Here is a 25,434-nt window from a genome sequence, read left to right on the forward strand (position 1 = left end):
TGTCTAGGTCTATGATGTTAAAGTCTTGAATACCCCAAAACTTGACAAAGAACCTATTATTTTACTTCTTCATAAAGCGCGCGCACGCAGGCATCTGCCAGCGCACCGATGCTGGAAACGCTGCGCTCCTGCGGCAGTCCGGATGCATCATAGCCAAGCGGCAGCTCGGTGCAGGCGGTCATTACAGGAATATCACGCTCAGCCCACAGCTCCTCTACCAGCTCTTTCATAATAGCGCCGGCCTTTGCCAGCTGGTTAGCCTTAACGCAGTTGATAACCTCCTGAGATTTATCGCTCTGCTCCTCATTCGGAATGTACAGTGTCAGTCCGCGCTTTTCGGCATATTTCTGATACAGTCCGCAAGCACGAGTACCCTTGGTGGACAGCATCCAGGCACCCTTTTCCGGAGAAAGCTCTTTGGCAGCCTTAACGGTTTCGTCAACGATATGCAGCAGCGGCACCGGCAGCTCGGCAGCAAACTGGTCGATAAAAAAGTGTGCGGTATTGCAAGGAACAGCAAGCACATCTGCGCCCATATCGCACAGCTGCAGCAAATCAGCCTTCAGCTTCGGCAGCGGGGATTCACCCTTGCCGAAAATTGCTGTGCCGCGGTCCGGAATATCGCAGTCACCGATCATATATACAACAGGATGCTCCTGGTCGCAGTTAGCCGGGCATCTCATAGTAAACTGACGCAAGAACTCTGCAGCTGCTGCAGGGCCAAGTCCACCGACAACACCTAATTTTTTACCGTTTTTCATCATTTTCTTTTCGCTCATATATACCTCTTCTTTCTTGTTCAGCATCGCTTATAGGATTAATAAATTGCTTATAATTTTAGCACACCGGGCTGTTATTTGCAAATATCACCTGCTGTATCCGCACACAAAAAGCCGTTGCCGGCCACCCCGCAAGGTGACAAGCAACGGCTAACTTTTGTTATTTATTTGCTAAGCCAGGAACGTACATTAGAAGAAGTTCTTGCTTCCTCTTTGTTGACCTGCACCTGTTCAGGCGCATAAAGCAGCAGATCGTCATTAATTTTTTTCACATCGGCATTAATGATGTAGCTTACACCGTTCAGATAATCAAAAATACGATATCTGAGTGCTTCGTCAACTGCATCAAAGCATACCATAATGGCACTGCCGTTCATCAGCGAATCAGCATATTCACGCACGTCCGCAAAGGATTTCGGTGTACGCACCATAATATTCAGATGTCCGGATTTCAACAGACGCGGACGGGTATATTCCTCCTGCTGCTCTTCCATTTCATCAGACCAAAAGAATTTCATTGCTGTATTTTTTAAACCCATGGCCATCAGCCTCCAAACCAAAACAGTTATTTAGACTATTATTCGCTGCCTATAGGCAAAAGTCCTGCTTAGTAATATTAATTGTAGCAGATTTTTAACAGATTGTCAAAAATTATGCCTGAACATTCTTCATACGGCCACGCATCTTACCGCGCTCCAGACGGTCCAGAACCTTCTTACGCATACGGATGCTCTTCGGAGTAACCTCAACCAGCTCATCGTCATTGATGTGCTCCAGAGCCTGCTCCAGAGAGAAAGTCTGAGGCGGAATCAGACGGATAGCGTCGTCACTGCCGGAAGCACGCATGTTGCTGACATGTTTCTTCTTGCAGGGGTTAACATCCATGTCGTCCTCACGGCTGTTTTCGCCAACCAGCTGGCCTTCGTAAATCTTTTCTGCAGGAACAACGAACATGGTACCGCGCTCCTGAGCGTTGCCGATACCATAGGAAGTGGTTTCGCCAGTTTCAAAAGCAACCAGGCTGCCACGGGTACGGCCAGGGATTTCACCCTTATATTCTTCGTAACCGGCAAATACGTGGTTCATAATGCCGTTACCTTTAGTATCGGTGAGGAACTGGTTACGGAAACCGATCAGGCCGCGAGCAGGAATCTTGAATTCCATACGCAGATAGCCTGCCATTTCGGTCATGTTCTGCAGCTCAGCCTTACGCAGGCCCAGGCCTTCCATAACAGCGCCCATGAAGTCCTGCGGTACATCGATAGTCAATGCTTCCATAGGTTCCATCAGCTTACCGTTTGCATCGCGGTGCATAATAACCTTAGGTTTACCAACCTGCAGCTCAAAGCCTTCACGACGCATGGTTTCAATCAAAATGGACAGATGCAGCTCGCCACGGCCGGCAACCTCATAAGCATCCGGGCTTTCGGTCTCGGTAACACGCATGGAAACGTTGGTCTTAACCTCTTTGAACAGACGGTCACGCAGATGACGGCTGGTAACAAATTCACCTTCACGGCCGGCAAACGGACTGTTGTTAACGTAGAAAATCATAGACAGGGTAGGTTCGTCAATCTTGATGCCCTTAAGAGCTTCCGGATTTTCGCTGTCAGCGATAGTGTCGCCGATGTTAGCGTCCTGCAGACCGATCAGAGCAACGATATCACCTGCTTCAACCTCAGGCACTTCTACACGCTTCAGGCCTTGGTAGGTGTACAGACGGCCGATTTTACCGTTACGGTTGCCTGCTTCATCCATCAGAATGATGTTTTCGCCGTTGTGGATGGTACCGCGAACTACACGGCCTACAACGATACGGCCTACATAATCATCATAGTCCAGGGTGTTAACCAGCATCTGCAGCGGTGCATTAACGTCAACGTCCGGAGCAGGAATGTTTTCCAGAATTACTTTGAACAAAGGCTCCAGAGAATTGCTTTCCTCGTCCATGGACAGTTTGGCAATACCGTTACGGGCGGAAGCCAGAACAACCGGGAACTCCAGCTGATCTTCATCTGCATCCAGCTCAATGAACAGGTCCAGAACTTCGTCAATAACTTCATCAACACGTTGGTCGGGGCGGTCAATCTTGTTGATTACAACAATCGGTTTCAGGTGCTGTTCCAATGCTTTACGCAGTACGTATTTGGTCTGCGGCATCGGACCTTCATAAGCATCAACCAGCAGCAGTACGCCATCAACCATGGTCAGTACGCGTTCAACCTCGCCGCCGAAGTCAGCATGGCCTGGGGTGTCCAGAATGTTGATTTTTACGCCGTTGTGCATAACAGCGGTGTTTTTAGACAGAATGGTGATACCACGTTCACGCTCCAGAGCATTGGAGTCCATAACACGTTCTTCAACGCGCTCGTTAGCACGGAAAACGCCGCTTTGCTTCAGCATAGCATCAACCAGGGTAGTCTTGCCATGGTCAACGTGGGCAATAATTGCTATATTACGAATATCGTTTCTAATCATTATTCCTTTTCTCTCCTTCATAAAAGACAAGAAAAAGGATGCTTGTCAAGTGCATCCTTTCACAGTATTACTAAACTATTTTATTATATGCTTTTTCCGTCATACTGTCAATAAAATTGTCTTGAAAGTTACAGAAAAGCTTGTAAGATGCAAGGTAAAGGGATTAGCGACAAAGCCTTGCATAAACTATTTGCTAATAAAGTAGTATCTTGCTAAACGCAGACATGAAAAAAGCCTGAGAGCTGAACTCTCAGGCTAGGCTTGCTATGGCAGGGGCACTAGGACTCGAACCCAGATCGACGGTTTTGGAGACCGTTGCTCTACCATTGAACTATGCCCCTATGGAGCGGAAAACGAGATTCGAACTCGCGACCCCCTCCTTGGCAAGGAGGTGCTCTACCACTGAGCTATTTCCGCATTGGCGACCCGGATGGGACTCGAACCCACGACCTCCGCCGTGACAGGGCGGCATTCTAACCAACTGAACCACCGGGCCAATGTCAGTGTGTCTGACAGTTATATATATTACCATACGTTTTGCGTTTTGGCAAGAGGTTTTTTTGAAAAAATTTTAGAGAAAGTTTTTCAGTGACGAAAAAGGGGCCTTTTTGCAGAGTAGATTTGTGTTTGAGTACCATCAGAAATTACATCACTCTCAAACTCGCCGTCAAACGTCAGCGCCAACTCTCTAGTTTGAGTACCATCAGAAATTACATCACTCTCAAACTTAACGGTATTCAATCTTATCCGCCTCCTCGGTTTGAGTACCATCAGAAATTACATCACTCTCAAACGGCGAGAGCTTCCGCGCGAAATTCTACTTCGTTTGAGTACCATCAGAAATTACATCACTCTCAAACCGGTACGAAACATGTCAATAAAATCAACAAGTTTGAGTACCATCAGAAATTACATCACTCTCAAACTTATACCCTAAATTACCCTCTGAATTTGTTGTTTGAGTACCATCAGAAATTACATCACTCTCAAACCCAAAAGACATGCTGATGTGCAGAATTTGAGTTTGAGTACCATCAGAAATTACATCACTCTCAAACCAGTAGCCGATTTATTTCAGCTGCCTTTTCGTTTGAGTACCATCAGAAATTACATCACTCTCAAACTTGACAATTTCATAGCCTGTTAGGAAAGCAGTTTGAGTACCATCAGAAATTACATCACTCTCAAACCGCCTTTAGGGCATGCCCGAATTTTGCCCTGTTTGAGTACCATCAGAAATTACATCACTCTCAAACTATGACGATATTAAGATAGCTTCACATAGAGTTTGAGTACCATCAGAAATTACATCACTCTCAAACCTGCCGAAACTGCCAGTACGCTCATTCAAGTTTGAGTACCATCAGAAATTACATCACTCTCAAACGCAGAGTGTTCAATACATTGTGGGGGACAGGTTTGAGTACCATCAGAAATTACATCACTCTCAAACCTCAAATTAAGAGATTGTCCACGAATGAAACTATCATCACCATAGCGTAATTTCCTCAGGTGCTTACAAAAACATTATAAATCACTCAAATTTTTTTGTCAAAATCATTTAATCAAACATAAATCTGCATCAACTATACTCACAGCTTCTTCTGCAAGCTCATCAACAATATTATTCTCCAGTAGCAGTAACTGTATTTTTCTGTAAAAAGCTTCTTTATAGAACTCATGCAGCTCTTCACTCATCAAGTACGTTTTCAAATTTACGAACGTTAATATCTTTACCTTTTGAAACTTGCTGCAGACATCTAAAAAGTATACCAGTCCCTCTAAAAAATTTCCTTCTCCAGCTTCAAATTCCACTTCAAGTGCTTTAAACATACTTTGCAAATTAAAATCATCCTGAAATTTAAGCGCATAATCTGCCTGATTCAGCAAATCATAAATATACTCCGCTATCTGCCCCTTTAGACTGCATGTCTTCAAATAATTTTCTTCATTCAGTCCCAGCTTGCCAAGCTCATTATATAAACCGGTTAACGCCTTGCGTGAATTGATGTCCAAAGCAAACGGATTTAAAATCAGGCAGATCTCCTTATCTATTTTCATTGTTTTATTATTATCAGATAAAACAAATCCACCCTCTTCCCCGCTAATCTGCTTATCAAGCTCTTGAATCATTCTTCGAAAAAGCTCTTTTTGCTCAATCACTAAAACGTTAACCTTGTTTTCCTGAAAAACAAGCTGCTGCTCCAGCTCTGTATAAACCAGTTTCATAATACTACCAATCTTTCATCACTATTCAAAACATCATTATGTGCTTCTCCGACCAAAACCTCCATGCGTGAAAACTGGCGTTCCGTAACCGTAAGCAACTGTACCAGTCCATCTGACGGCAAATTCAGCTTAACATTTTTAATAACAGCGTCAGCAGCCACAGCATTAAGTGCAATCTTGCAATAAACCGATTCCTGCATCATCATAAACCCATTTTTTAACAGATATTTACGAAAGATCCTATAGGAACGCTTATTATCAAGCGTAGTAACAGGCAAATCAAAAAGAACTAATATTCTCATAAATCTATAGCTCATAATACATCATACAAAGCTGCTCCACTTGATTACGCTCACATCATTACTGTTCAACGCATCAAAAACACTCTTGCAATAAAGCTTAATAGCATAATTAAGTGTAACCTGCTTTTCGTTGTTTACAACATTTTTATTCAGTACATCCAAAACCTCGTGCTTCTGTTCCTTGTCAAAGCAATGAAGCTTTTCTTTTACCAACATATCATATATCTGATAATCAACAAAAGGTCGCAGTGGCTCCATAATATCCGATCCCAAATTAAATGCATTGAAAATATTATCATGAATCAGCCCTAATTGTGTAAGATAACCATTGGCAACTATCTCTCTGTTGCACGCAGAAAGTAAGACCATATAACCATAATTCAAAGCTGAGTTGACAGCAATATCATCTGCTCTAGTAAAGCCAAGTCCAAAAATGGAGTTAAAATAAACTTTGGCCGCATGACCTTCCCTATTGCTGGCATCCAGATACTGTAACTGTGTGGCATATTCGTCCAGCATAAAAGCTGTATCAAACCCCAGCTTTTTCAACAATGCAGATTGCATCTTTATTTTGGTATATATAATCGCCGTACCAACATCGCCTTTTGTGCTTTCGTTCCAGGATATCTGCTGCTTTATTTTTGCACTTACATCATGCGCTCCATAATACGGAATAAGCTCAGCTGAAGGATTTCTTTTGCTGTCACAAAAAATAACCTTTATTTTTCTATCCATCATTTCCGCAAGCAAAGCTGCTGTCAATGAAACCTGCGTTGTTTCAATAAGCAGTACTGAAATTTCATCAAGATGGACCTTGGTGGTCCGCTCGCCGCGAACCACCATATAGCCCAATTGTAAATCCAGCTTTGCCCGTGTACTTATAACAATTACACGCCAGCTCATAGCTTCATCAGATCCACTTCCTGTTCAAAAATTCCTGTCGGTGACTGGTTAATCAGAATGCATTGTTTAACATTGGAGATATTGGTATTCCATGTTACCTTTCCTACGTTCTTACCTGCTCCAAGAAGTTGTAAATCAGCTGTCGCACTTAAACACTTAAACAGATTTAAAATTTCTTTCAAAACGTGAATTTGTTTTGATACAAATAAGCCTTTAAAATTCTCTCTACGTTTTTCCAAGGTTGCAGATTGAGAAGCAGGTCTCTTTTTATACAAATTATTAGCAGACTTTGCAAGCAGTATATCATAAATCCGCATATTGTTTTCTTTACCGATTCCCCATGTCTTTTCATAAAAATCTAACCTTTTTCTTGCTTTTTGCTTTTTCTCTTCATCAGCATTCTTATCAGCAATAATCTCGTCATTGACCGCCAAATTATTCTCATATTTAAATGCCTTTTTCAAGTAAGCAATACTATATTCATCTATACATAATTGACTAGCAACATAAAATTGAAGTTGTTTTAGTTGTCTCCCAGAAATATGCATAGGAAAGCCATTTATCTTAAACAAACTATATTTTTTGATTTTAGGAATCTTAATCTCAGGCTTGCACAGCTGTAAAACATCAGTTAGATAATTTTGCACAGCTTTTTCTCCTTGTTTTGCATAAACCAAAGGGATTCCTTCTATTGATAACTGAACAGCTCCCTTTTTTCCTTCTGATTTAACTAAAGCAAAATATGCTGTAGTCAAGGAATCATACCCGCCATACTTCTCTACAGATAAACCTGCTTTCAAAGGCAACTGTCCACTCTTGGCTTTAAGCGGTTGCTGTTTAAATAATTCTCCCTTGCCTTCAACCGGCTGTCTGGTAAAGAGAATATTGTTCTTATGCATGGTCTTGGTAACAGTTGTAATCGTACCATCTTTACCGCCAACCCAGGCAATCTCACTATCACGTTTAATGCTAAATTTATAAAAAATCTCTGGCTTCAAGCTATAACTTCTGTTATCCTGATTTTTTTTAATAAAATCCAAAGGTTTAGCAGTAAATTTTACATAATAGCAATTACCAACCACGATATTCAGATAAGCATCCTTTGCATGATGTAAATCGTTAACATCTCTACATTTTACAAATTCAAACTTTTGACGGAAATCAGATACATTACCGGCCTTAACATATACAATCTCACTATGCTTATACGCTGTCTTTAAAATCGTAGCAACAGCTTTTGTCGACTGTCTTGTCTCCACAAGCTGTCTGCTGATAAAGCCGGCCAGCTCTTCGTCTCTCAGCTGTGTACTGCGTGTCAGACGTTCATATTTTCTTTCATCAATGAATCCCTTATCATACAGCAGCTTCCAGAAGCTATGCATTTTGGTGCGAATTGCTGCATCAAGCGGATAAATATCTGTTTTGGCGGCATTAACCTCCTTTTTAACAAGTACCCTGTTGCTAAGGCTATCATCCTTTGTTTTGGAACGCGGATAGATATGATCAATGTCATACAGATTATCATCATACAAAGAAGCCAGTTCTATTGTTTCGCCCGTATACATGCAGCGTCCCATCTGTGTATAGTAAAGATAGAGCTTATCAATGCGCAAATCATCTTCTTTTTGGGAACTCAGCTGAATTTTAAATGCGTTGAGCTCATCTGTCTGAGGCATGAAATCAATATTTTCTTCCCTGCATTGTTTATATAAGTCCTGCAACTTTTTCAGACGACTGTCAGTACTCTTACTTTCTTCTTTACTCCTAGCCATCTCAATAAAAATACGCTTTGGCTCGCAACCCATGATTTTCTTGATTTCCTCCAAAATCGTCAGCGTCTGCCAGATAGAACGTTTAACAGAAGGAGAAACATAAAGCTCTTCCACGTCTTTGTAAGTAAGCTTACCATTACTGCTTTGTCTGCTACCATTAAACTCTTTAATCTTGCCAATAAAATCATAAGAACAATAGCTGCTCAAAAGCTCCATGAAATTCTTATTTGTATGACGCAAAGCACTAATAATAGTGACAAGTTCACCAAAAGCCTTATCCTCATAAGCAATAGTACTGCTATTCAATAAAGTTGCAGACAATCTGCCCCAATCTTTATATTTCAGTTTTTTAATAGCTTTGATTTCATCATCAGAAATCTGCGGATAAGTGTTTTTTATTTTAGTGACCAACATTTTTTTCTCGTCGCAGAATAAGGTTATCCATCTGATAATATTCTCAATTTCATCTCTATGCAGTTGAATATAATCTTCACCGAAAATTCTTCTAAAATCATTATATGATTTCATCGAAGCATTAATCTTGTCATCAATGCCTCCGATATTTTGGAAAGAAATATTTTCCTGCCTAAAAAATCTTTCTAATGTTTTCTTGGTAACCTTTGAAGTTTTCGCAAGGAAAAGCTGCTTAAAGATTTTTTCCAGCACATCAACAGGTAAGCGTTCGCCATCAACAGTAATATTGTTAATTGCGTTACGCACCATAAACTCCGAATACAGCAATGATTCCTTAGGAAGTACGTCTTCACCGACAAGATACGTGCATTTTGCTGTCATATTGGTTATAAACTTTTCTGCACTCTCTTCCAAATTTACAATTTCAGTAAAATTCCAAGGATAAATTTTTTCATTCTTACGTACAACCCAACATCTGCCCTGTTCTCTGGACATACGTGTCCCCGCAAGCGGACCTACATAATACGGTATTCTGAACTTAACAATCTGTTCAATTTTTTCACGCACAGAAAGACCGTTATTATCAGTCTCACCTAAAAACGGTAAATAGCCCTCAGCATTATCAAGAATGCATTTTAATTCCGCTAAATGCACCTGGATGGGAATGATGCCATTATCCTTAGTTGTTTGTTTAGGAAAAGCAAATCCATTGGTAATGCGAAACAGTACACGTTCCTCCTCTGTTTTGGCATCATCAATACTCGTAATTTCCTGCATTATCTTTTTATATTCTGCAATACCTTCAAGTTGCTTCTTTAAATCCTTGCAAAAATCAATCTGATTACGTCCTTTGATTCCTTTAGCATATTTCTCGTAAGAAATATCTCCATCCTGCCTGAAAATCTTATTATATAAAGGCTTACCTTTAAGCATGGATTTCAAAACAGCCAAATCCCGTTTATGATCTTCATAAACCTGCACCTTACACTCAGAAAGCAGATGCTGTTCATCTTCATCTTTTTTACTTGTATCTAGATGCAATATTTTTGCCAGCAAACTCCAATCATAAATAGCTTTGAAACGGAGTAACCCTTCGTAACGCTCCCCTAATGCTGCTGTAAGCACAGGCTCAAATTCATTCAAATCATCATCTTGAAAGCTTACTGATTTCTTTTCACATTCATCTAATTCTTCATCAACAAATAACTCAGCTAACTTAGCTTTACCACCACTAAAAAGCTGTATAATAGCATTCTGCTGTTTTGTCTGTGCCGGTAATAAACTCTGCATCGCTTTCTGCTTAGTAGTACGTCCTAAGTTTACATCGCACAAAACTTTAGCCAATTCATCTATATTTTGACATGACCAATCTTCAATTCCCATCTCATCACGGACATAATTCTCAACCTCACTGAAAACCGCATTAAAATCGTTTACTTTGGAAGCATCAAGATTATCAAACAAAAAATGTCCACGATGCTTAGCAATATGCTGCACAGCAAGATAAAGTAAGCGCACATCAAACGGTCCCGCCTGCGTTGCCAATGCATAACGCAAATGATACATTGTAGGATATTGCTGATAAAAATCCTTATCTGTGTAATTTTTATCAACAAATAAATTATATACTGCCTTATCCCGCTTATCATCCAAATGTAAACGGCTATCCTCTAATCGCATAAAGAAACCGGGATCAACCTTAGCGATTTCCTCCGCAAATAATTCCTGTAACATCTTAAGACGCCATGTTGTTCTGTCAATTCTGCGTCTGCCGGAACGAAAAACTCTTGTAGAAGCTGCAGTATTGGCAGAATCAAAAAGTCTGATTCCCCATAATGCTTTGCCATTAAATTTTAAAATATTATAATTTGTATCCGTAACAGCCCAGCCAACAGATGCATCACCCATATCTAAGCCGATATAATAATCACAATTCTTTAATTTTTGCATATTGACAAACCTCCACAGATGAAATATACTATGAATAACTTCTTGAGTACCATCAGAAGTTACATCACGAGTTCAAAAAACATGATTTATTCAAATCGTCTTCTTCAGAAGACCCCACAGTGTGTGGAACTAAAGCTTGCTTCGGCAAGCTTTTTTGTTTATTTCAAAAAAATTCATGTACAGTATATTAAATCAATTCTACAGCAAATTTAAAAATCCTTTATTTATAAAAAACTGCTTATAATTCGGTATCACTTTTTCTTTTAAAGCCTTGCTATAACGTATTATAGCATATGCAAATGACAGTTTTTGTCTATCTTGCCAGCTTTGCTTACATTTATAAAAAATTTTTAAGGCATTTTTGATCAGTATTTTTATCTTTTTATTAAACTTAAACACAAAAACCGCCGTCAGAACCTGCAATCCAACACATTCTGACGACGGTTTATTTTATATCTCCAAAATCACTCTAAGTACATTTTTTTCAGCGCCAATTTATCCACCTTACCGCTTTCGTTATGCGGCAGCTGTTCCATAAAAACAAACTGCTTGGGCAGCTCGTAATCCTCTAAGGTTTGCCGCAGCAGCTTAACCAGCTCCTGCTTGCCGTACTCGCGCGCCGCCCCCACAAAAGCAATAAGCGCATCGGCATCGTCCACATGACGGCAGATTACTGCAGCCTCCTCAATGCCCTCCAGCTCGGTCAACGCGGTGCACACCTTGACTGCCGAAACCTTGCGGCCGTTGACGCTCACAATATCATCCGTGCGCCCCAAAAAGTGCAGACGGCCCTCTGCATCCAGATGTCCTCTGTCCTTCAGGGAAAACGGCAGCGTAATATCCTCCACATGATATGGCGTATCAATGAAAATTTCTTCATTACAAACGCCCACCTGCACGCCCTTGAACGGACGGCCGATAAGTGTGCGGTCATCCGTCATTTCCGTAGCCTTGATGTAGGTAATGTAATTCAGCTCGCTGGCACCGTAGTACAGCGTAATATCCGCATTGGGGAATACCTGCAGCAGCTTGTCCGCCTCCTGCCTGCCCATGCTCTGCGAGCCACTGATGATACTGCGCACACGCAAATCAGGCTCATGCAAAAATTTTGGCAACAGTAAAAGCTTAGACGGAATCAGATAGATTTCGTTCACCGCATAGCGCTGCATCAGCTGCAGCCAATGGCGCGGACGGAAGCGCTCCGTCACCACCAGTGTACCGCCTGCAGCCAACACGCCCATATAAATATTAAGATTGCCGGTAAAGGCCAGGCTTCCCTGAGAAAAAATTACCGTCTTTTCATCAACGCCGAAAATGCGGTTCTGCTCCGGGAAAAAGTCCGCCCAGCTATGATAGCTGCGCCACAACAGCTTGCTTTTGCCGGTGCTGCCGCTGGTCATAACGCCCATGCAGGCCGCTTGCGGAATATCGTCGCAGCAGAACTGCTGCTTTTTGCTCACCTCGGTAGCGATAACAGGCACTGTTTTAGTACCGCTGTAGGCCAAAAAGGCAATTAGCTGACGGGCAATGCTGTTTTCATGGATAAAAACCGCCGGAGCGCTAAAATCCGCCTGATTGCGCAGCTCACGTGCTGCCTTCGCCAATCCGGCATAAGTATATTCTTCTTCGTCCTCTATAAGAGCGAGCTTATCCTGTTTTTGTTGTGCAATTAAGGTTAAGTAATCCATCTGCTTCACTCCACTCTTTCCAACAGCAGCGCCGTTCCTACGCCACCTGCTGCTGCTACGCTTGCGGCGCCGTAGCGTCCGCCCTTCTGCTTCAGCGCCTCCAGCAGATGCAGCGTAATTATGCCGCCGCTGGCACCGTAGGGATGACCATAGGCCAACGCCCCGCCGAACACATTGTATTTATCAACGCTGTGCGGAAAGCTGCGGGCAAACAGCACATCAATTACAGCGAAAGCTTCGTTCAGCTCAAAGTCTGCGATATCCTGCTCCTGCAGGCCATGCTTTGCCAACAGCTTTTGCAGTGCGGTAACTGCAGTACGCGGACTTACCAAGGGATCGCCGCCGCAAGCTGCGCTGCCCAGCACTCTGGCCTGCGCCTTTAAGCCGTGCTCCTGCAGATATTTTTGCGAGCACAGCACCACAAAGGCCGCACCGTCGTTAATCAGGCAGGAATTGGCCGCAGTAATAAATTCGCCGCTCTCCAGCACCTTAGGCATTCTGTCAAGCAGTCGCTGGCTCATACGCGGCCTGATGCCTTCATCCTTAACGGCACCGCAGACCGGAGCGATAATATTATGCAGCAACCCCTGCTCGCGCGCCTGCGTTGCGAGCGCATGGCTGCGCAGTACCCAGCTGTCCATTTCTTCTTTAGTAATGCCTTCGCGCTTGGCAGCAAGCTCCGCCCCCTCCAGCATTACCGTTTCGCGGTGAATGCCGGGCATGAATTTAGCTACGCTGTACCATTCGTCTCCCGCATAATCGGGATGATTGGGATTATAGCCACGTCTTGGCTGTGTAGAGCTGCTTTCAAAGCCACCGGCAATAATTACATCAGCCTCGCCGCTGTTAATCTTTGCTGCGGCAACAGCAATGCTTTCCAACCCGCTGCCGCATTGTACGTCCACCGTAAAGGCCGGCACCGAAATATCTACTCCTGCCGTCAATGCCATCAGGCGCGCAATATTGCCGCCGGCGCCCACACCGTTGCCGGCAATAATATAATCGGGCTCACGCAGCTGATATTTTTCCATCACCTGCTTAAGCACCTCCGCCCCCAGCACCTCCGCCGGGATATGACGATACATACCGTTGACTACGCCTACGTAGCTGCGCAGGCCACCTAAAATATATGCATTTTCCATCTTAACACCTCTATATCCGAAAAAAGCTGCCTGCCACCTGCCTTCCGGCAAATAGCTGACAGCTCTTAAATTATATCTTATTTATCTGTTATCAGTAAAGATACGGTTAATCGGTCCTGCGATAACTGCGGCAGCCAAGCATTTAACAATATCCAGCGGAATGAAGGGCAGCGCGCCTGTCAGAATCGCTTTATCCCACGGCATACCGGTAATCAGCTTCAGCTGCACAACGCCGAACACATAAATCAGCGGAATACCGATAACGCAGCCAAGCAGAGCGTAACGCTTGAAGTTGTATTTTTCGCCTCTGAAATATGCCAGGAAAACAGCGGTAAACAAGAAGCCGATAATATAACCGCCGGTAGGACCGAAGAGCTTGCCCGGTCCCGCACTGCCGCCGGTAAATACCGGCACACCTGCCAAGCCTACCAGAAGATAAACCAGCATGGTCATAAAGGCCTGCTTAGCGTTCAGCACATAGCCTGTAAGATTTACAATCAAAGTTTGCAATGCAAGCGGAGAAAGTGAAAACGGCAGCGGAATAATAATATATGCGGATACGCAGTTCATTGCTACCATCAGCGCCATCTTAGTCATTTCCGCAGTCTTGTTGACGCTTGCTCCTCTATGATTCTTATTGATTTCTGTACCAGAAGTTGTCATTTCCATACACCAGCCTTACTATAATTCTTTAATCACAAAAACATTTATTGCTCCCACATAAGCAGCAAGCTGACCCTCCGACCTGTAGATACACAGCTCGTCGCCTGCGTAAACAGGAGCAAGGAAGCTGATGCGCCAGTCCAGCTCTGTCAGCGCCAGTTCCTTCTGCAGCCAGGCAGCCATGCATAGCCCCGGCACGATGGGATGTTCACCCTTATGGATGACGTTTTCGTCACCGGTATAGGTAACATAGTCCGCTATTTCCTGTGTTGTAAAGGTGTGCTTTATCAGCAAATCGCCCTTAATCGCTTCGGGCTCCAGCGGCTTCGTGCCTAATTTATGCTTAGGCAGCACCAAAAATACCCGCAGCTCCTTAGCCAAACTGCCGTCTGCCGCAGTTCCCGCTACGCGGATGATTGATTTGCGTTCCTTCGCCAGCAGCACCTGATTCGCCATAGCCTCTGCCGGCTGATGAATATGTGCCTCTGCTCCTGCCAGCACCCAGCCGCCGAAGAATTTGGCATCGCTGTCCGCCAGCTTATGTGCAAGCTCTAACATTTTTGCATTTTCCTTTCATCTAAGCAGCTTACTTGTATCTGCTTCACGTGCTTTATTATAATGCAAGTGATGCAAATAGTCAACTTATTACATACTATTGGTTTACCATTACGCTAAAAGAAATGCCGCAAAGCATTTCCCCGCTCACAGAAGGAAGTAAACCGCTCCTCCTATCAGCAGCAGGCCCAGAAAATTGTAGTACAAAAAGGTACGTACATACTTTCCTGCCTGCGAAGGATGCTCTGCAGCATATAATTTGTAGGAAATCACGCTAGCCATCGAAGCAATCATCGTGCCAAGACCGCCGATGTTAACACCCAAAAGTAGCGCGTCTGCTTCCTTAGTCAAGCCTGCCAACAGCATAGCCGCCGGTACATTGCTGAGGAACTGGCTTGCCAGCAGTCCGGTTAAATATGTTCCTGCCGCACTGCCCATCAGCGACTGCTGCAAATAGCTTACCGCAGGACTGTGGCTGATGTTGCCGATGAATACAAAGAAACCGGCGAAGGTCACGAGCAGACTGTAATCCACCTCACGCAGGCGACGCCAGTCGCACAAGGCCACTACGCCTGCTGTCAGCAGCAGAGCCCACAGCTTGTCGAACCAATGCAGCACAGCACCAATGTTTAATAAAAGCAGTCCCAAAAAGAGCAGCAATATTCCCTGTGGCGGCCTTTGCAGCTTAGGCAGCTCAAGCTTCAGCACGCTGTCCTTGCCATGGAACAGCAGCAGCAGCAGATACGCCAGCGAAATCACTCCCGGCACAGCCATCACGGCGAAAAAGCTGCTGGCGGTATAAGCATAATGCGCGTATAAAAACAAATTCTGCGGATTACCGGGCGGCGTCAGCATACTGCCGAGATTGGCAGCCAGCGTCTGCAGGATAATAATCCGCTCCATATCCATTTTTAAGGTTTTGCCGATAACCAGTGCCAACGGCACAAAGGTAAGCAAAGCCACGTCATTCGTCACGAACATCGAGCTGACATAGGTAACTGCCAACAGCACCAGCTCCAGCTGACGCTTGCTGCGGCATTTGTTCAGCAGCTCCACCGCCAGCCAGTCCAGAAAGCGTATCTCCTTCAGCTCCGCTACCACCAGCATCAGCGAAAGCAGTATCGCCAACACGTCAAAATCTATATAGGCAAGCTGCGGCCTGCTGTAAAGGCTGCTTACGGCAGCCAAAATAACCGCTATGCACAAAACAGGCTCACGCCGCCAATAATTCTTTATTTTTTGCATCAACCAAAAGTCACTCCCAGTTAGCCTGCGCCGCGCACAGCGCCAACGCCGATACGCGCGCCGCCCCTGCGTCCAGCAGCACCTGTGCCGCTTCCGCAAAGGTGCTGCCCGTAGTATAAATATCGTCGCAAAGCAGTACATGCTTGCCGCGCACCTTGGCATGCGGCAGCAGGGCAAAGCAGCCTGCCAGCTCCTGCTTTCTTTCTTCAGGCTTCAGCTCGTACAAGGGCTGAGTATGGCGCACCCGCTCCAGCAAAACCTCCATGCCCACGCTGCGTCCTTCCAAGAGGCCCGCAAACAGCTCCTGCGGCACATCAAAGCCACGCTGCCTGCGTCGCTCAGGCGCAGTCGGTACGCAGGTAATAAGGTCAAACTGCTGCAGCCAGCGCATTTTGGCCACGGGCAACGCAAGCTCCGCTTCCTCACGCAGCAGCGGCAGCCAGCCTGCCTCACCCTCAAATTTAATTTTGTGCAGCGCATCCTTAAACACACCCTCATATTTATAAAGCAGCAACGCACTGTATAAAACGTCCGTCGGCAACGGTGCTGCCTGTCCAGCCAGATATTCCTCGCGCGGACAGCAGGGCAGCTGACGCTGCAGCAGATATTCCCTGCGGCACTGCTCACAAACGTAGCCGTTATCAATATTAGTCGCACACACAGCGCAGCGACGGTGAAAGATAAGCTCCTTCGCCACACGCCCGTAATAAGCAAAATCTCTTAACCAACGATGCATCAGAACACCTCGCTGCTTTCCTGCAGGCGCTCAGCCAGCAGGCTGTAACGCCTTTTCGTCTTGTCATTTTCCACAGCGGTACGCACCGCGTTTTTGCTGCCGACAATCAGCACCTTTTCCTTAGCTCTGGTCACAGCCGTATACAGCAGGTTGCGCTGCAGCATAATGTAATGGCTCTGCACCATGAGCAAAATAACATAGGGATATTCGCTGCCCTGCGACTTATGCACACTCATAGCGTAGGCAAGCTGCAGCTCCTCCACCTCACCCTGAGCGTAGGTAACGTAATCACCCTCAGGACGCTCCGGAAAGGCTACCGTAACATTTTTTCCGTCTATTTTAATTACACGGCCGATGTCGCCATTGAAAACATCCTTTTCATAGTTATTGCGAATCTGCATAACCTTGTCACCCACACGCAGTACATTACCCGGTATGTTTACCTCGGGCTTGGCAGCAGACGGCGGATTAAGATATTTTTGCAGCAGCTTATTCAGATTCTGCACGCCGCAGGGATTCTTGTGCATCGGTGTCAGCACCTGCACCCTGCGCCAGTCACCGCCGGACGTAAGCTGGGCATAGGTACGTGCTACAAATTCCGCAGCATCCTGCTCATTGGCAAACTCCTCCAACGCAAACTCGCTGTCGGCACCGGCAAGAAACTCCGGCATCTGCCCACGGTTAATCTTATGCGCATTGCGGACAATCGGACTTACCTCTGCCTGACGGAAAACATTTTCCAGACGTACAACAGGCATTCTGCCCGAACGGATCATATCCTTAAGCACCGAGCCTGCACCAACGGACGGCAGCTGGTCCACGTCACCGACGAAAATCAGGCGGCAGCCGCCGGGAATTGCCTTAAGCAGATGATAGGTCAGGCTGATATCGAGCATCGAAGCCTCATCGATAATAATCGCTTCCGCATCCAGAGGATCGCTGTCATCCTTGCCGAAGCACAGGCCGTCACCCGTAGGCTGATATTCCAGCAGACGATGCACCGTTGCTGCAGGATGACCGGCAGAATCCGCCAGTCTGCGTGCTGCGCGTCCGGTAGGCGCGGCCAGCAGAATGCGGCAGCCAGCCTGCTCCAGCACATTCAGAATGCCTTTGACAACAGTTGTTTTACCTGTACCGGGGCCGCCGGTGAGCACAAAGACACCATGCTCCAGCGAAGCATAAATTGCCTGACGCTGCGCCTCTGCCAGCGTAATACCGGCATCACGCTCCCATTTGGCAATAACCTCATCCGCATTCACGCGCGTCACCGGCTTCGCCTGATCGCGCAGCTTCAGCAGACGGCGTGCGGTCTGCACCTCCGCCGTATACAGATATTCAGGATATATCAGGCGAATACCGCCCATTTCCTCCGTGCGCAGTAAATCCTGCTCCAACAGGCTGCTGAAAACATCCTGCACCATGGAAGTGTCTACCGCCAATGCTCTCGCCGTTTCACGCACCAGCAGCTCCTCCGGCACGCAGGTGTGTCCCACGCCTGCGGCCTGCGTCAGCGCATAAGCAATGCCTGCGCGCAAGCGTTCCTCGCAGTCATGCTCCATGCCCATAGCCATAGCAATTCTGTCCGCAGTTTTAAACCCGATGCCGGTAATATCCTCCGCCAGGCTGTAGGGATTTTCCTTAATGCGGGTAATCGCCGTAGCGCCGTAGGTTGCCTGCAGGCGTGCCGCATAACCGCTGCTCACGCCGTGAGCTTCCAAAAACACCATCAGCTCGCGCAGGCCTGAAAGCTGGCTGTAGGATTCACCAATAGCGGCAGCCTTTTTGGCGCTGATGCCGCGCACCTGTGCCAGGCGCTCTGGATAGCTGCCTAAAATTTCCAGCGTATCCGTTCCGAAGGCCTCCACAATTCTTGCCGCCGTCACCGGGCCGACGCCCTTCACAGCGCCGGAAGCCAGAAAGCGTTCAATGCCTGCTACCGAAGTCGGCTGCAAAACATGCAGTGACTGTATATCAAATTGTCTGCCGAATCTCGCATGCTCAATCCAGCTGCCCTCCATAGCCACATTTTCGCCCATATACGGCGCATTGCCATGATAAACAGCAGTAAAGCGTCCCTGCGCCTTGCTTTCCATACGCAGCACGCTGAACATGCCGTCATCGCTTTGAAACACTATATCATCAACTATCGCTTCCAGCTTTTCCATTTTCTCACCGCCACACAAAACAAATGTTTTAACTATAGCTATTATTATAACATAGTTTTCTCAATTAGGATAGCAATTTGACTTTACAAGTATTATAATTTTCGCTATAATTGAATGAGATATACACTATATATTGTTTCCGGCAAATCAGCGCCCTGCGCCTGAACCGGCTTTGTATTATTGTAATTATAAACATGAGGAGTTTTACACATGCAACCTAAGAAATTTACAGGAAAATTAATAGCCATAGATATGTATAACTGCGGCGTAAACGAAGTCAACGACACTGAAAAAGCAAAGACTCTGCTGCAGGAAGGCTGCGATGAATACCAGATGAACAGCCGCGAGCTGCTTGTTTGTCAGGAAGAGGGCCAGAGCGAATATTCCATCTCCGCACTCTGCAAACAAGGTCATGTAACTCTGCATGTATATCCTAAGCTCGGTTTTATTGCGGCAGATATTTTCAGCTGCTATGATGATGCCGACCCTGCTGGAATGGCACGCTATCTGCGCAGCGCCTTTGACTGCGACAAAGCCAAGATTACCCTGCTGGACCGCGGCGATTTCGGCAGCAAATACGATATGAAGCCCAACCACCGCTCCAATATCAAATTCATCCGTCGCACTCAGAACGTTACCAAAAACGTCGGCGCTCAACTGAAAAAAATGATGCTCAAGCCCCGTGGCATCTAAACGGGACTGTAAGATAAACTTTTCCAGGGGTTGTATGAACAGCCCCTGTTTTTTCTTAAACCAAAGGAGATTTTTCACATGAAGTATTTAATGTGGGATGTAGACGGCACCCTCATTCTGTCCGGCGGTGCCGGCAAGGATGCCATGATTAAGGTTATCAAGGATTATTATTTTCTGGATGCCTTCGATTTCAACAAGTCCCTGGCAGGACGCACTGACTCGGATATTATCAAAAGCGTTGTTACCCGTCTGCGCGGACGCTGCAACAGCGCGGAAGCAGCAGGCCTGCTTATCCGCTACCATATGGAGTTGCCCAAGCAGCTGCCGCTGCACAAGGGCCGTGTTTTGAAAAACGTGGAGAAAACGCTGCAATACTTCTGCCGGCCGGATAGCCGTTACTGCAACTGCCTGCTTACCGGCAACACCAGCACCGGCGCCCATCTCAAGCTGCAGCATTTCGGTTTGGACCAATATTTTAACCATGAACACAGCGTCTTCGGCGAAATCAGTGAAAACCGCGAAATGCTGGCTAAGGTTGCCTTCCATCGCCTGTATATGCAAAACGAACAGGCCAAGCCCAACGAGCTGATTTTCATCGGCGATACGCCTAACGACGTGCGCTGCGCCAACGCTATCGGCGCTCCCTGCCTGATTATTTTGGAAGGCTCCGGCTATAAGCCCGAGGATTTTGCCGAGGTTAAGCCTTGGAAGATAATCGACTGTCTGCCGGATGATCCCAAGCAGCTGGAGCTTCTGCTGGATGAAGCAGAAAACTATGCAGGAGGGCAAAATGCGTAAGAATATTTTCAAGACTTTGCTTACTCTCCTGGCTCTCGGCTTAAGCAGCACAGGCCTTGCCTACAGCAACAGTGATTTAAACGCGGTACTGAACGGAGCAAGCTGCCCTGGCGGCGACCTTTCCGGTGCTGATTTATCGGGAATGGATTTATCCGGCCGCGATTTTACCAACACCGATTTTACGGAAGCACGCCTGGATGCTACCAAGCTGGACAAAGCCAAGCTGCAGGATGCCTGCTTCCAGAGCGCTCTGTTGCCCAACGCCAGTCTGCGCGGTGCCAATCTGGCATATGCTAACCTGCGCTATGCCAATGCCTCCGGCAGCGATTTTACCAACGCCAGCCTGCAGGGAGCATATCTTAACCGCTGCCAACTGCGTGGCGCACATCTGCTGAACGCTAAACTGCAGCAGGTCAAAGCGCAGGAGGCTTCTATGGACGGCGTACAGGCCGACTACGCCGACTTCAGTTTTGCCAACCTGCCCTACAGCTGGCTGCGCCGTGCCAGCCTGAAAAACGCTGTTTTTCATGGTACTAACCTGTACAGTGCCCATCTAGAGCGCAGCGACCTGACGGAAGCAGACCTGCGCAGCAGCAAGCTAGGCCACAGCAGCCTGAACAACAGCAAGCTGGATAAGGCACTGCTGGACAAGGCCATGCTGGAATACGCCGACCTGCACGGTGCGGAAATGAACTATACTCAGTTCGGCACAGCATTTATGGATAATGCAAAATTAGATAAATAAATATAACCCGCTCAGCAAAAAAGCTCCGGCAACCGCCGGAGCTTTTTTTGCGCAACTAATCAGGAATAATCCTGTTTATTAATCGTCAGTCCTGAGGATAAAACCCAGAAGGAGCATAACTGAGATTAATCATAATATTTTTCACTTGTGTATAGTGGTTCAAAATCATCTTGTGAGTTTCACGGCCGATGCCGGAGGTTTTGTAGCCGCCGAAAGGAGAATGCTCCGGAATCTGATTGTAGGTATTCACCCACATACGGCCGGTTTCTACATTGCGTGCTACACGGATAGCCTTGTTGATATCCTTAGTCCAAACAGCGCCACCGAGCCCGTATTCGCTGTCATTAGCCATAGCCACAACCTCGTCCTCATCGTGGAATTTGATAACTACGGCAACAGGTCCGAAGATTTCCTCCTGCGCTACACGCATATCATTGGTTACATTGGTAATCAGCGTCGGCTTCATAAAAGCACCCTTGGCCAGCTCGCCCTCGGTAAAGCGTTCACCGCCGCAGGCAATAGTAGCGCCCTCCTGCTTAGCAATTTCCACATAGCTCAGGATTTTCTTAATCTGGGTTTCGTTGATCTGAGAACCCATCTGAGTATCATCATGCCAGGGCAGGCCCACCTTAACCTTGTTGAAGGCTTTGACTAAAGCCGGTACGAATTTATCGTAAATAGTATCCTGCACGAAGATACGGCTGCCGGCACAGCAAACCTGACCTTGGTTAAAGAGAATACCTAATTGAGCACCGTCGATGGCCTGATCAAAATCGCAGTCATCAAAATAAATGTTGGCACTTTTACCGCCCAGCTCCAGCGTTGCCGGAATAATGCGTTCTGCCGCAGCCAGGCCTACGTTGCGGCCAACCTCGGTACTGCCGGTGAAGGCCAGCTTCGCAAAGTTCTTGTGCTCCAGCATATATTGACCGGTTTTACTGCCAGCGCCGGTAATAACATTAAAAACACCTGCAGGCAGTACGCCGTCAATCAGACGGGCAAATTCCAGAATGGAAAGGCTTGCTTCCTTAGAAGGCTTCAGTACGGTGCAATCGCCTGCTGCCAGCACCGGTGCCAGCTTCCACGCTGCCATCAGGAACGGGAAGTTCCAAGGGATAATCTGGCCTACTACACCGATAGGCTCGCGCAGGATGATGGACAGGAACTGTTCGTTAAGTACGGATGCCTGACCTTCCTCCGCTAAGATGCAGCCGGCAAAATAACGGAAATGCTCTGCTGCCATCGGAATATCTACATTCATAGTTTCACGGATAGGCTTACCGTTATCCATGCTTTCTACCATCGCCAGATGTTCTTTGTTAGCATCAATAATATCAGCAATTTTATTCAGCAGAGCGGCACGCTGTGCCGGAGTAGTCTTTTTCCAAGTTTTGAAGGCTTCCCAGGCTGCTGCGGAGGCTGCCTCTACATCCTCACGGCTGCCTTGGGCGCAGACTGCCAGATGGCTGCCGTCTGCAGGGCTTTCTGCATTATAGGTTGCGCCGTCGGATGCGTTGCGCCACTGTCCGTTAATGTATAAACCATATTGTGCTTGTAATTTTACTTTTTCCATAATAATGATAATCCTCCTCATTTGGCTCTTGCCCTTCACGCCGTTGTGACGGGACTTGTTTTTGCGATGTCACTATTGTATAATCAAAATGGTTCTATTAAAAGAATCAAAAAGCAAAAATATTTTAGAACCAAGGAGAAGTAGCACCTATGTTAACATATGACTTAGATAAACGCGGCAGCACACCGCTCTATGATTACTTATACCAATGCATCCGTCAGGATATCATCAGCGGCAGGCTGCAGGCAGGCGAACGCCTGCCCTCCAAGCGCACGCTGGCACAGCATCTGAGCGTAGGCATCATCACCGTGGCCAACGCCTACGCCCAGCTGGCGGTAGAAGGCTACATCACCTCGCGCGAAAAGAAAGGTTACTTTGTAGAGGACGTCAGCAGCTACCGCGTGCGCCGCAATGCTGCTGCAGCGATGCTGCCGGAGGCAGCGGAGCGCGAATACTTTGCCGACTTCAAGGCCAACCGCATCAGCCTGCAAAACTTCCCGCTGGCTACCTGGACACGCCTGATGCGCGAAACGCTATCCGTGCACAACGAAGAGCTGCTCAAAACTGTTCCCTACAAAGGCGTCTACGAGCTGCGCAAGGCTATTGCCGACTATCTGGCACACAACCGTGCTATGCAGGTTGATCCTTCGCAGATTATCATCGGCGCCGGTACGGAATATCTTTACGGCCGCCTGCTGCAGATGTTCGGCCATGCCTGCACCTTTGCCATCGAAGAACCGGGCTATAAAAAATTCGCCTCCATCTCCGCCAGCTTCGGCAATCCCTGGAAGTACATCCCCATTGACGACAACGGTCTGATGATTGACAAGCTGGAGGAAAGCGGTGCCGACGTAGTGCACCTTTCTCCCGCCAACCACTTCCCCACCGGCATTGTCATGCCCGTAACGCGCAGGCTGGAGCTGTTTGAATGGGTTAACCGCATCCGCAAGCGCTATATCATTGAAGATGATTACGACAGCGAATTCCGTTACACCGGTCGCTTCATCCTGCCGCTGTACGCGCAGGATACGCAAAGCCGTGTCATCTATATGAACACCTTCTCCAAAAGCCTTGTGCCCTCACTGCGCATCAGCTACATGGTGCTGCCGCCGCGTCTTTTAGAGCGCTATGAGCAGACCATGAGCTTTTACAGCTGCACCGTATCCAGCTTCGAGCAGTATACGCTGGCACGCTTTATTTCCGAAGGCTATTTTGAACGTCATATCAACAAAATGAAAAACTACTACCGCGAGCAGCGTCACAAAATTCTGGCTGCCATCCACTCCTCGCCGCTGGCCGCTGTCTCGCAAATTACCGAACGCAACGCCGGTACGCATTTTGTACTGCATATCAACACCAGACTGACGGAAGCAGAAGTGCGCAAGGCAGCACTGGCAGCAGATATGTGCCTTTCCTTCTATTCCGATTACAGTCATAATACCGAAGAAAATAACGGCTGCACGCTCGTTATCAATTACGCTGCCATCGAGGCAGATAAAATTGCCGCGGTAATAGAACGATTAAGCAGCCTGTTCCCCGAATGCAACCAGATAAGCTGAATAAATACAGACCAGATTTAAACGCAAAAAAGCATGCACCGCTTCTTACAGCAATGCATGCTTTTTGCTTTAATTTTTACAGCTCGATTTTCTGTACGTTGGCAATAGCCTCTTTGGCTTCCGCAATGATACGCTCCATAACATCCTTGCAGGGCAGGATATCATTCAGCACGTTCAGGCTCTGACCGCACATAACGGTACCGTTGGTAACATCACCTTCCACAAGACCTCTGCGGTTGGTGCCTGTACCCATCGCCATCAACTCCTCTTTGGGAGCACCGGCAATTTCACGGGCAGTATAAGCATCGGTAAAAGCGTTCGCCAGGCAGCGTACACCAAGATTACGGCTATATCCTGTTGCTACGCTGTCAGTATCGGTTGCTTTGACAATGGCTTCCTTAGCAGCAGGATTTGCCGGGCATTCCTCAGTCAGCAGGAAACGGCTGCCCATCTGCACACCTGCAGCGCCCATCAGCAAAGCTGCAGCCAGCGCACGGCCGTCGCTGATACCGCCTGCAACAAGCACCGGAACAGATTTAATCTGCGGCAGTACGTTTTCCATCAGCGCCATAGTAGTCTGCTTGCCGATGTGACCGCCGGCCTCCATGCCCTCAATAACCATAGCGTCAGCGCCGGCAGCCTCAATACGCTTTGCCAGCTTAACATTAGGTACTACCGGAATAACCTTGATGCCTGCAGCATGAAAAGCAGGAATGTGCGGTACAGGGTTGCCTGCACCCAAGGTAACAAAGGCTACCTTTTCTTCGCACAGCATAGCAATGATTTCCGCAATGTTAGGAGCCATCAGCATAACGTTAACGCCGAAGGGCTTGTCGGTCAGAGATTTTGCCTTGCGCGCCTCGTCACGTGTCCATTCCACAGTGCGGCCGCCGCTGCCGATGATACCGGCACCACCGGCGTTGGAAACTGCTGCAGCCAGCACAGCGTCACTCGTCCACGCCATACCACCCTGGATAACAGGATATTTTATACCTAAGAGCTCAGTTAATTTAGTTTTCATGATAATCACCTCGCAACAATTTTA

Annotated in this window: 20 protein-coding genes, 3 tRNA genes and 1 CRISPR repeat array; of the genes, 4 read left to right on the top strand and 19 right to left on the bottom strand. The window is 46.8% G+C overall.

What is annotated here, in order from left to right:
* Nucleotides 1–56 precede the first annotated feature (56 nt).
* The 17 genes from Q7Q81_RS07625 to recD2 form a co-directional block, all read right to left on the bottom strand.
* On the bottom strand, nucleotides 57–779 hold the full coding sequence (locus Q7Q81_RS07625; RefSeq protein WP_304275019.1) for an aspartate/glutamate racemase family protein: 723 nt from the start codon (nucleotides 777–779) through the stop codon (nucleotides 57–59).
* A gap of 164 nt (nucleotides 780–943) precedes the next feature.
* Entirely contained in the window at nucleotides 944–1,318 is a 375-nt protein-coding gene (gene sepF / locus Q7Q81_RS07630) for a cell division protein SepF (RefSeq protein WP_249747930.1), read from the bottom strand.
* A 112-nt stretch (nucleotides 1,319–1,430) separates the two neighbouring features.
* The gene (gene typA / locus Q7Q81_RS07635; RefSeq protein ID WP_210684139.1) at nucleotides 1,431–3,257 is read right to left on the bottom strand and encodes a translational GTPase TypA; all 1,827 of its coding nucleotides are present in this window, start codon (nucleotides 3,255–3,257) and stop codon (nucleotides 1,431–1,433) included.
* Nucleotides 3,258–3,524: 267 nt separating this feature from the next.
* A tRNA-Trp gene (locus Q7Q81_RS07640) sits at nucleotides 3,525–3,598 on the bottom strand.
* A gap of 1 nt (nucleotide 3,599) precedes the next feature.
* A tRNA-Gly gene (locus tag Q7Q81_RS07645) sits at nucleotides 3,600–3,674 on the bottom strand.
* A gap of 2 nt (nucleotides 3,675–3,676) precedes the next feature.
* Nucleotides 3,677–3,753 (bottom strand) — tRNA-Asp (locus tag Q7Q81_RS07650).
* Between the two features lie 129 nt (nucleotides 3,754–3,882).
* Nucleotides 3,883–4,710: direct repeats of the CRISPR family, unit length 36 nt; unit sequence GTTTGAGTACCATCAGAAATTACATCACTCTCAAAC.
* A 104-nt stretch (nucleotides 4,711–4,814) separates the two neighbouring features.
* Nucleotides 4,815–5,486 carry a type II-A CRISPR-associated protein Csn2 gene (csn2, locus tag Q7Q81_RS07655; RefSeq protein ID WP_304275021.1) on the bottom strand — a complete coding sequence of 224 codons (672 nt, stop codon included), beginning with the start codon at nucleotides 5,484–5,486 and terminating at the stop codon, nucleotides 4,815–4,817.
* Entirely contained in the window at nucleotides 5,483–5,788 is a 306-nt protein-coding gene (cas2, locus tag Q7Q81_RS07660; RefSeq protein ID WP_277228829.1) for a CRISPR-associated endonuclease Cas2, read from the bottom strand. Before cas2 ends, csn2 begins: the two co-directional genes overlap by 4 nt.
* Before the next feature lie 21 nt (nucleotides 5,789–5,809).
* A complete protein-coding gene (gene cas1, locus Q7Q81_RS07665; protein WP_304275024.1) occupies nucleotides 5,810–6,691 on the bottom strand; it encodes a type II CRISPR-associated endonuclease Cas1 in 882 nt (293 codons plus the stop codon).
* The gene (cas9, locus tag Q7Q81_RS07670; RefSeq protein ID WP_304275028.1) at nucleotides 6,688–10,827 is read right to left on the bottom strand and encodes a type II CRISPR RNA-guided endonuclease Cas9; all 4,140 of its coding nucleotides are present in this window, start codon (nucleotides 10,825–10,827) and stop codon (nucleotides 6,688–6,690) included. The genes cas1 and cas9 overlap by 4 nt, the downstream gene beginning before the upstream one ends.
* Nucleotides 10,828–11,291: 464 nt before the next feature.
* Nucleotides 11,292–12,515: an AMP-binding protein gene (locus tag Q7Q81_RS07675; protein ID WP_304275031.1), complete on the bottom strand. Its 1,224-nt coding sequence runs from the start codon at nucleotides 12,513–12,515 to the stop codon at nucleotides 11,292–11,294.
* A 5-nt stretch (nucleotides 12,516–12,520) separates the two neighbouring features.
* Nucleotides 12,521–13,657 carry a thiolase family protein gene (locus tag Q7Q81_RS07680; RefSeq protein ID WP_304275033.1) on the bottom strand — a complete coding sequence of 379 codons (1,137 nt, stop codon included), beginning with the start codon at nucleotides 13,655–13,657 and terminating at the stop codon, nucleotides 12,521–12,523.
* A gap of 81 nt (nucleotides 13,658–13,738) precedes the next feature.
* Nucleotides 13,739–14,320 (bottom strand): biotin transporter BioY, encoded by a 582-nt coding sequence (locus Q7Q81_RS07685; protein ID WP_418948445.1) that lies wholly within the window; start codon nucleotides 14,318–14,320, stop codon nucleotides 13,739–13,741.
* Between the two features lie 18 nt (nucleotides 14,321–14,338).
* On the bottom strand, nucleotides 14,339–14,878 hold the full coding sequence (locus Q7Q81_RS07690; protein WP_304275037.1) for a hypothetical protein: 540 nt from the start codon (nucleotides 14,876–14,878) through the stop codon (nucleotides 14,339–14,341).
* Between the two features lie 144 nt (nucleotides 14,879–15,022).
* Nucleotides 15,023–16,120, bottom strand: a complete 1,098-nt coding sequence (locus Q7Q81_RS07695) for an SLC13 family permease (RefSeq protein ID WP_304275040.1) — start codon at nucleotides 16,118–16,120, stop codon at nucleotides 15,023–15,025.
* A 10-nt stretch (nucleotides 16,121–16,130) separates the two neighbouring features.
* A complete protein-coding gene (locus Q7Q81_RS07700) occupies nucleotides 16,131–16,856 on the bottom strand; it encodes a ComF family protein (protein WP_304275043.1) in 726 nt (241 codons plus the stop codon).
* A complete protein-coding gene (recD2, locus tag Q7Q81_RS07705) occupies nucleotides 16,856–19,021 on the bottom strand; it encodes an SF1B family DNA helicase RecD2 (protein WP_304275047.1) in 2,166 nt (721 codons plus the stop codon). Before recD2 ends, Q7Q81_RS07700 begins: the two co-directional genes overlap by 1 nt.
* 210 nt (nucleotides 19,022–19,231) lie before the next feature.
* Between recD2 and Q7Q81_RS07710 the strand changes: the two genes are divergently transcribed.
* From Q7Q81_RS07710 to Q7Q81_RS07720, 3 genes are all read left to right on the top strand, one after another.
* Entirely contained in the window at nucleotides 19,232–19,714 is a 483-nt protein-coding gene (locus Q7Q81_RS07710; RefSeq protein WP_210684131.1) for an S-adenosylmethionine decarboxylase family protein, read from the top strand.
* Between the two features lie 78 nt (nucleotides 19,715–19,792).
* Nucleotides 19,793–20,512 carry an HAD family hydrolase gene (locus Q7Q81_RS07715; protein WP_304275050.1) on the top strand — a complete coding sequence of 240 codons (720 nt, stop codon included), beginning with the start codon at nucleotides 19,793–19,795 and terminating at the stop codon, nucleotides 20,510–20,512.
* A complete protein-coding gene (locus Q7Q81_RS07720; protein WP_304275054.1) occupies nucleotides 20,505–21,257 on the top strand; it encodes a pentapeptide repeat-containing protein in 753 nt (250 codons plus the stop codon). The genes Q7Q81_RS07715 and Q7Q81_RS07720 overlap by 8 nt, the downstream gene beginning before the upstream one ends.
* Before the next feature lie 85 nt (nucleotides 21,258–21,342).
* Here the strand turns inward: Q7Q81_RS07720 and Q7Q81_RS07725 are convergent, their stop codons facing one another.
* The gene (locus Q7Q81_RS07725; RefSeq protein ID WP_304275057.1) at nucleotides 21,343–22,830 is read right to left on the bottom strand and encodes an aldehyde dehydrogenase family protein; all 1,488 of its coding nucleotides are present in this window, start codon (nucleotides 22,828–22,830) and stop codon (nucleotides 21,343–21,345) included.
* Nucleotides 22,831–22,979: 149 nt separating this feature from the next.
* Between Q7Q81_RS07725 and Q7Q81_RS07730 the strand changes: the two genes are divergently transcribed.
* A complete protein-coding gene (locus tag Q7Q81_RS07730; RefSeq protein ID WP_304275060.1) occupies nucleotides 22,980–24,389 on the top strand; it encodes a PLP-dependent aminotransferase family protein in 1,410 nt (469 codons plus the stop codon).
* 76 nt (nucleotides 24,390–24,465) lie between these two features.
* Here the strand turns inward: Q7Q81_RS07730 and Q7Q81_RS07735 are convergent, their stop codons facing one another.
* Nucleotides 24,466–25,410, bottom strand: a complete 945-nt coding sequence (locus tag Q7Q81_RS07735; protein WP_304275064.1) for a nitronate monooxygenase — start codon at nucleotides 25,408–25,410, stop codon at nucleotides 24,466–24,468.
* Nucleotides 25,411–25,434: the final 24 nt, after the last annotated feature.

The organism is Phascolarctobacterium succinatutens (genome assembly GCF_958453765.1).
Taxonomy (GTDB): Bacteria; Bacillota; Negativicutes; order Acidaminococcales; family Acidaminococcaceae; genus Phascolarctobacterium_A; species Phascolarctobacterium_A succinatutens_B.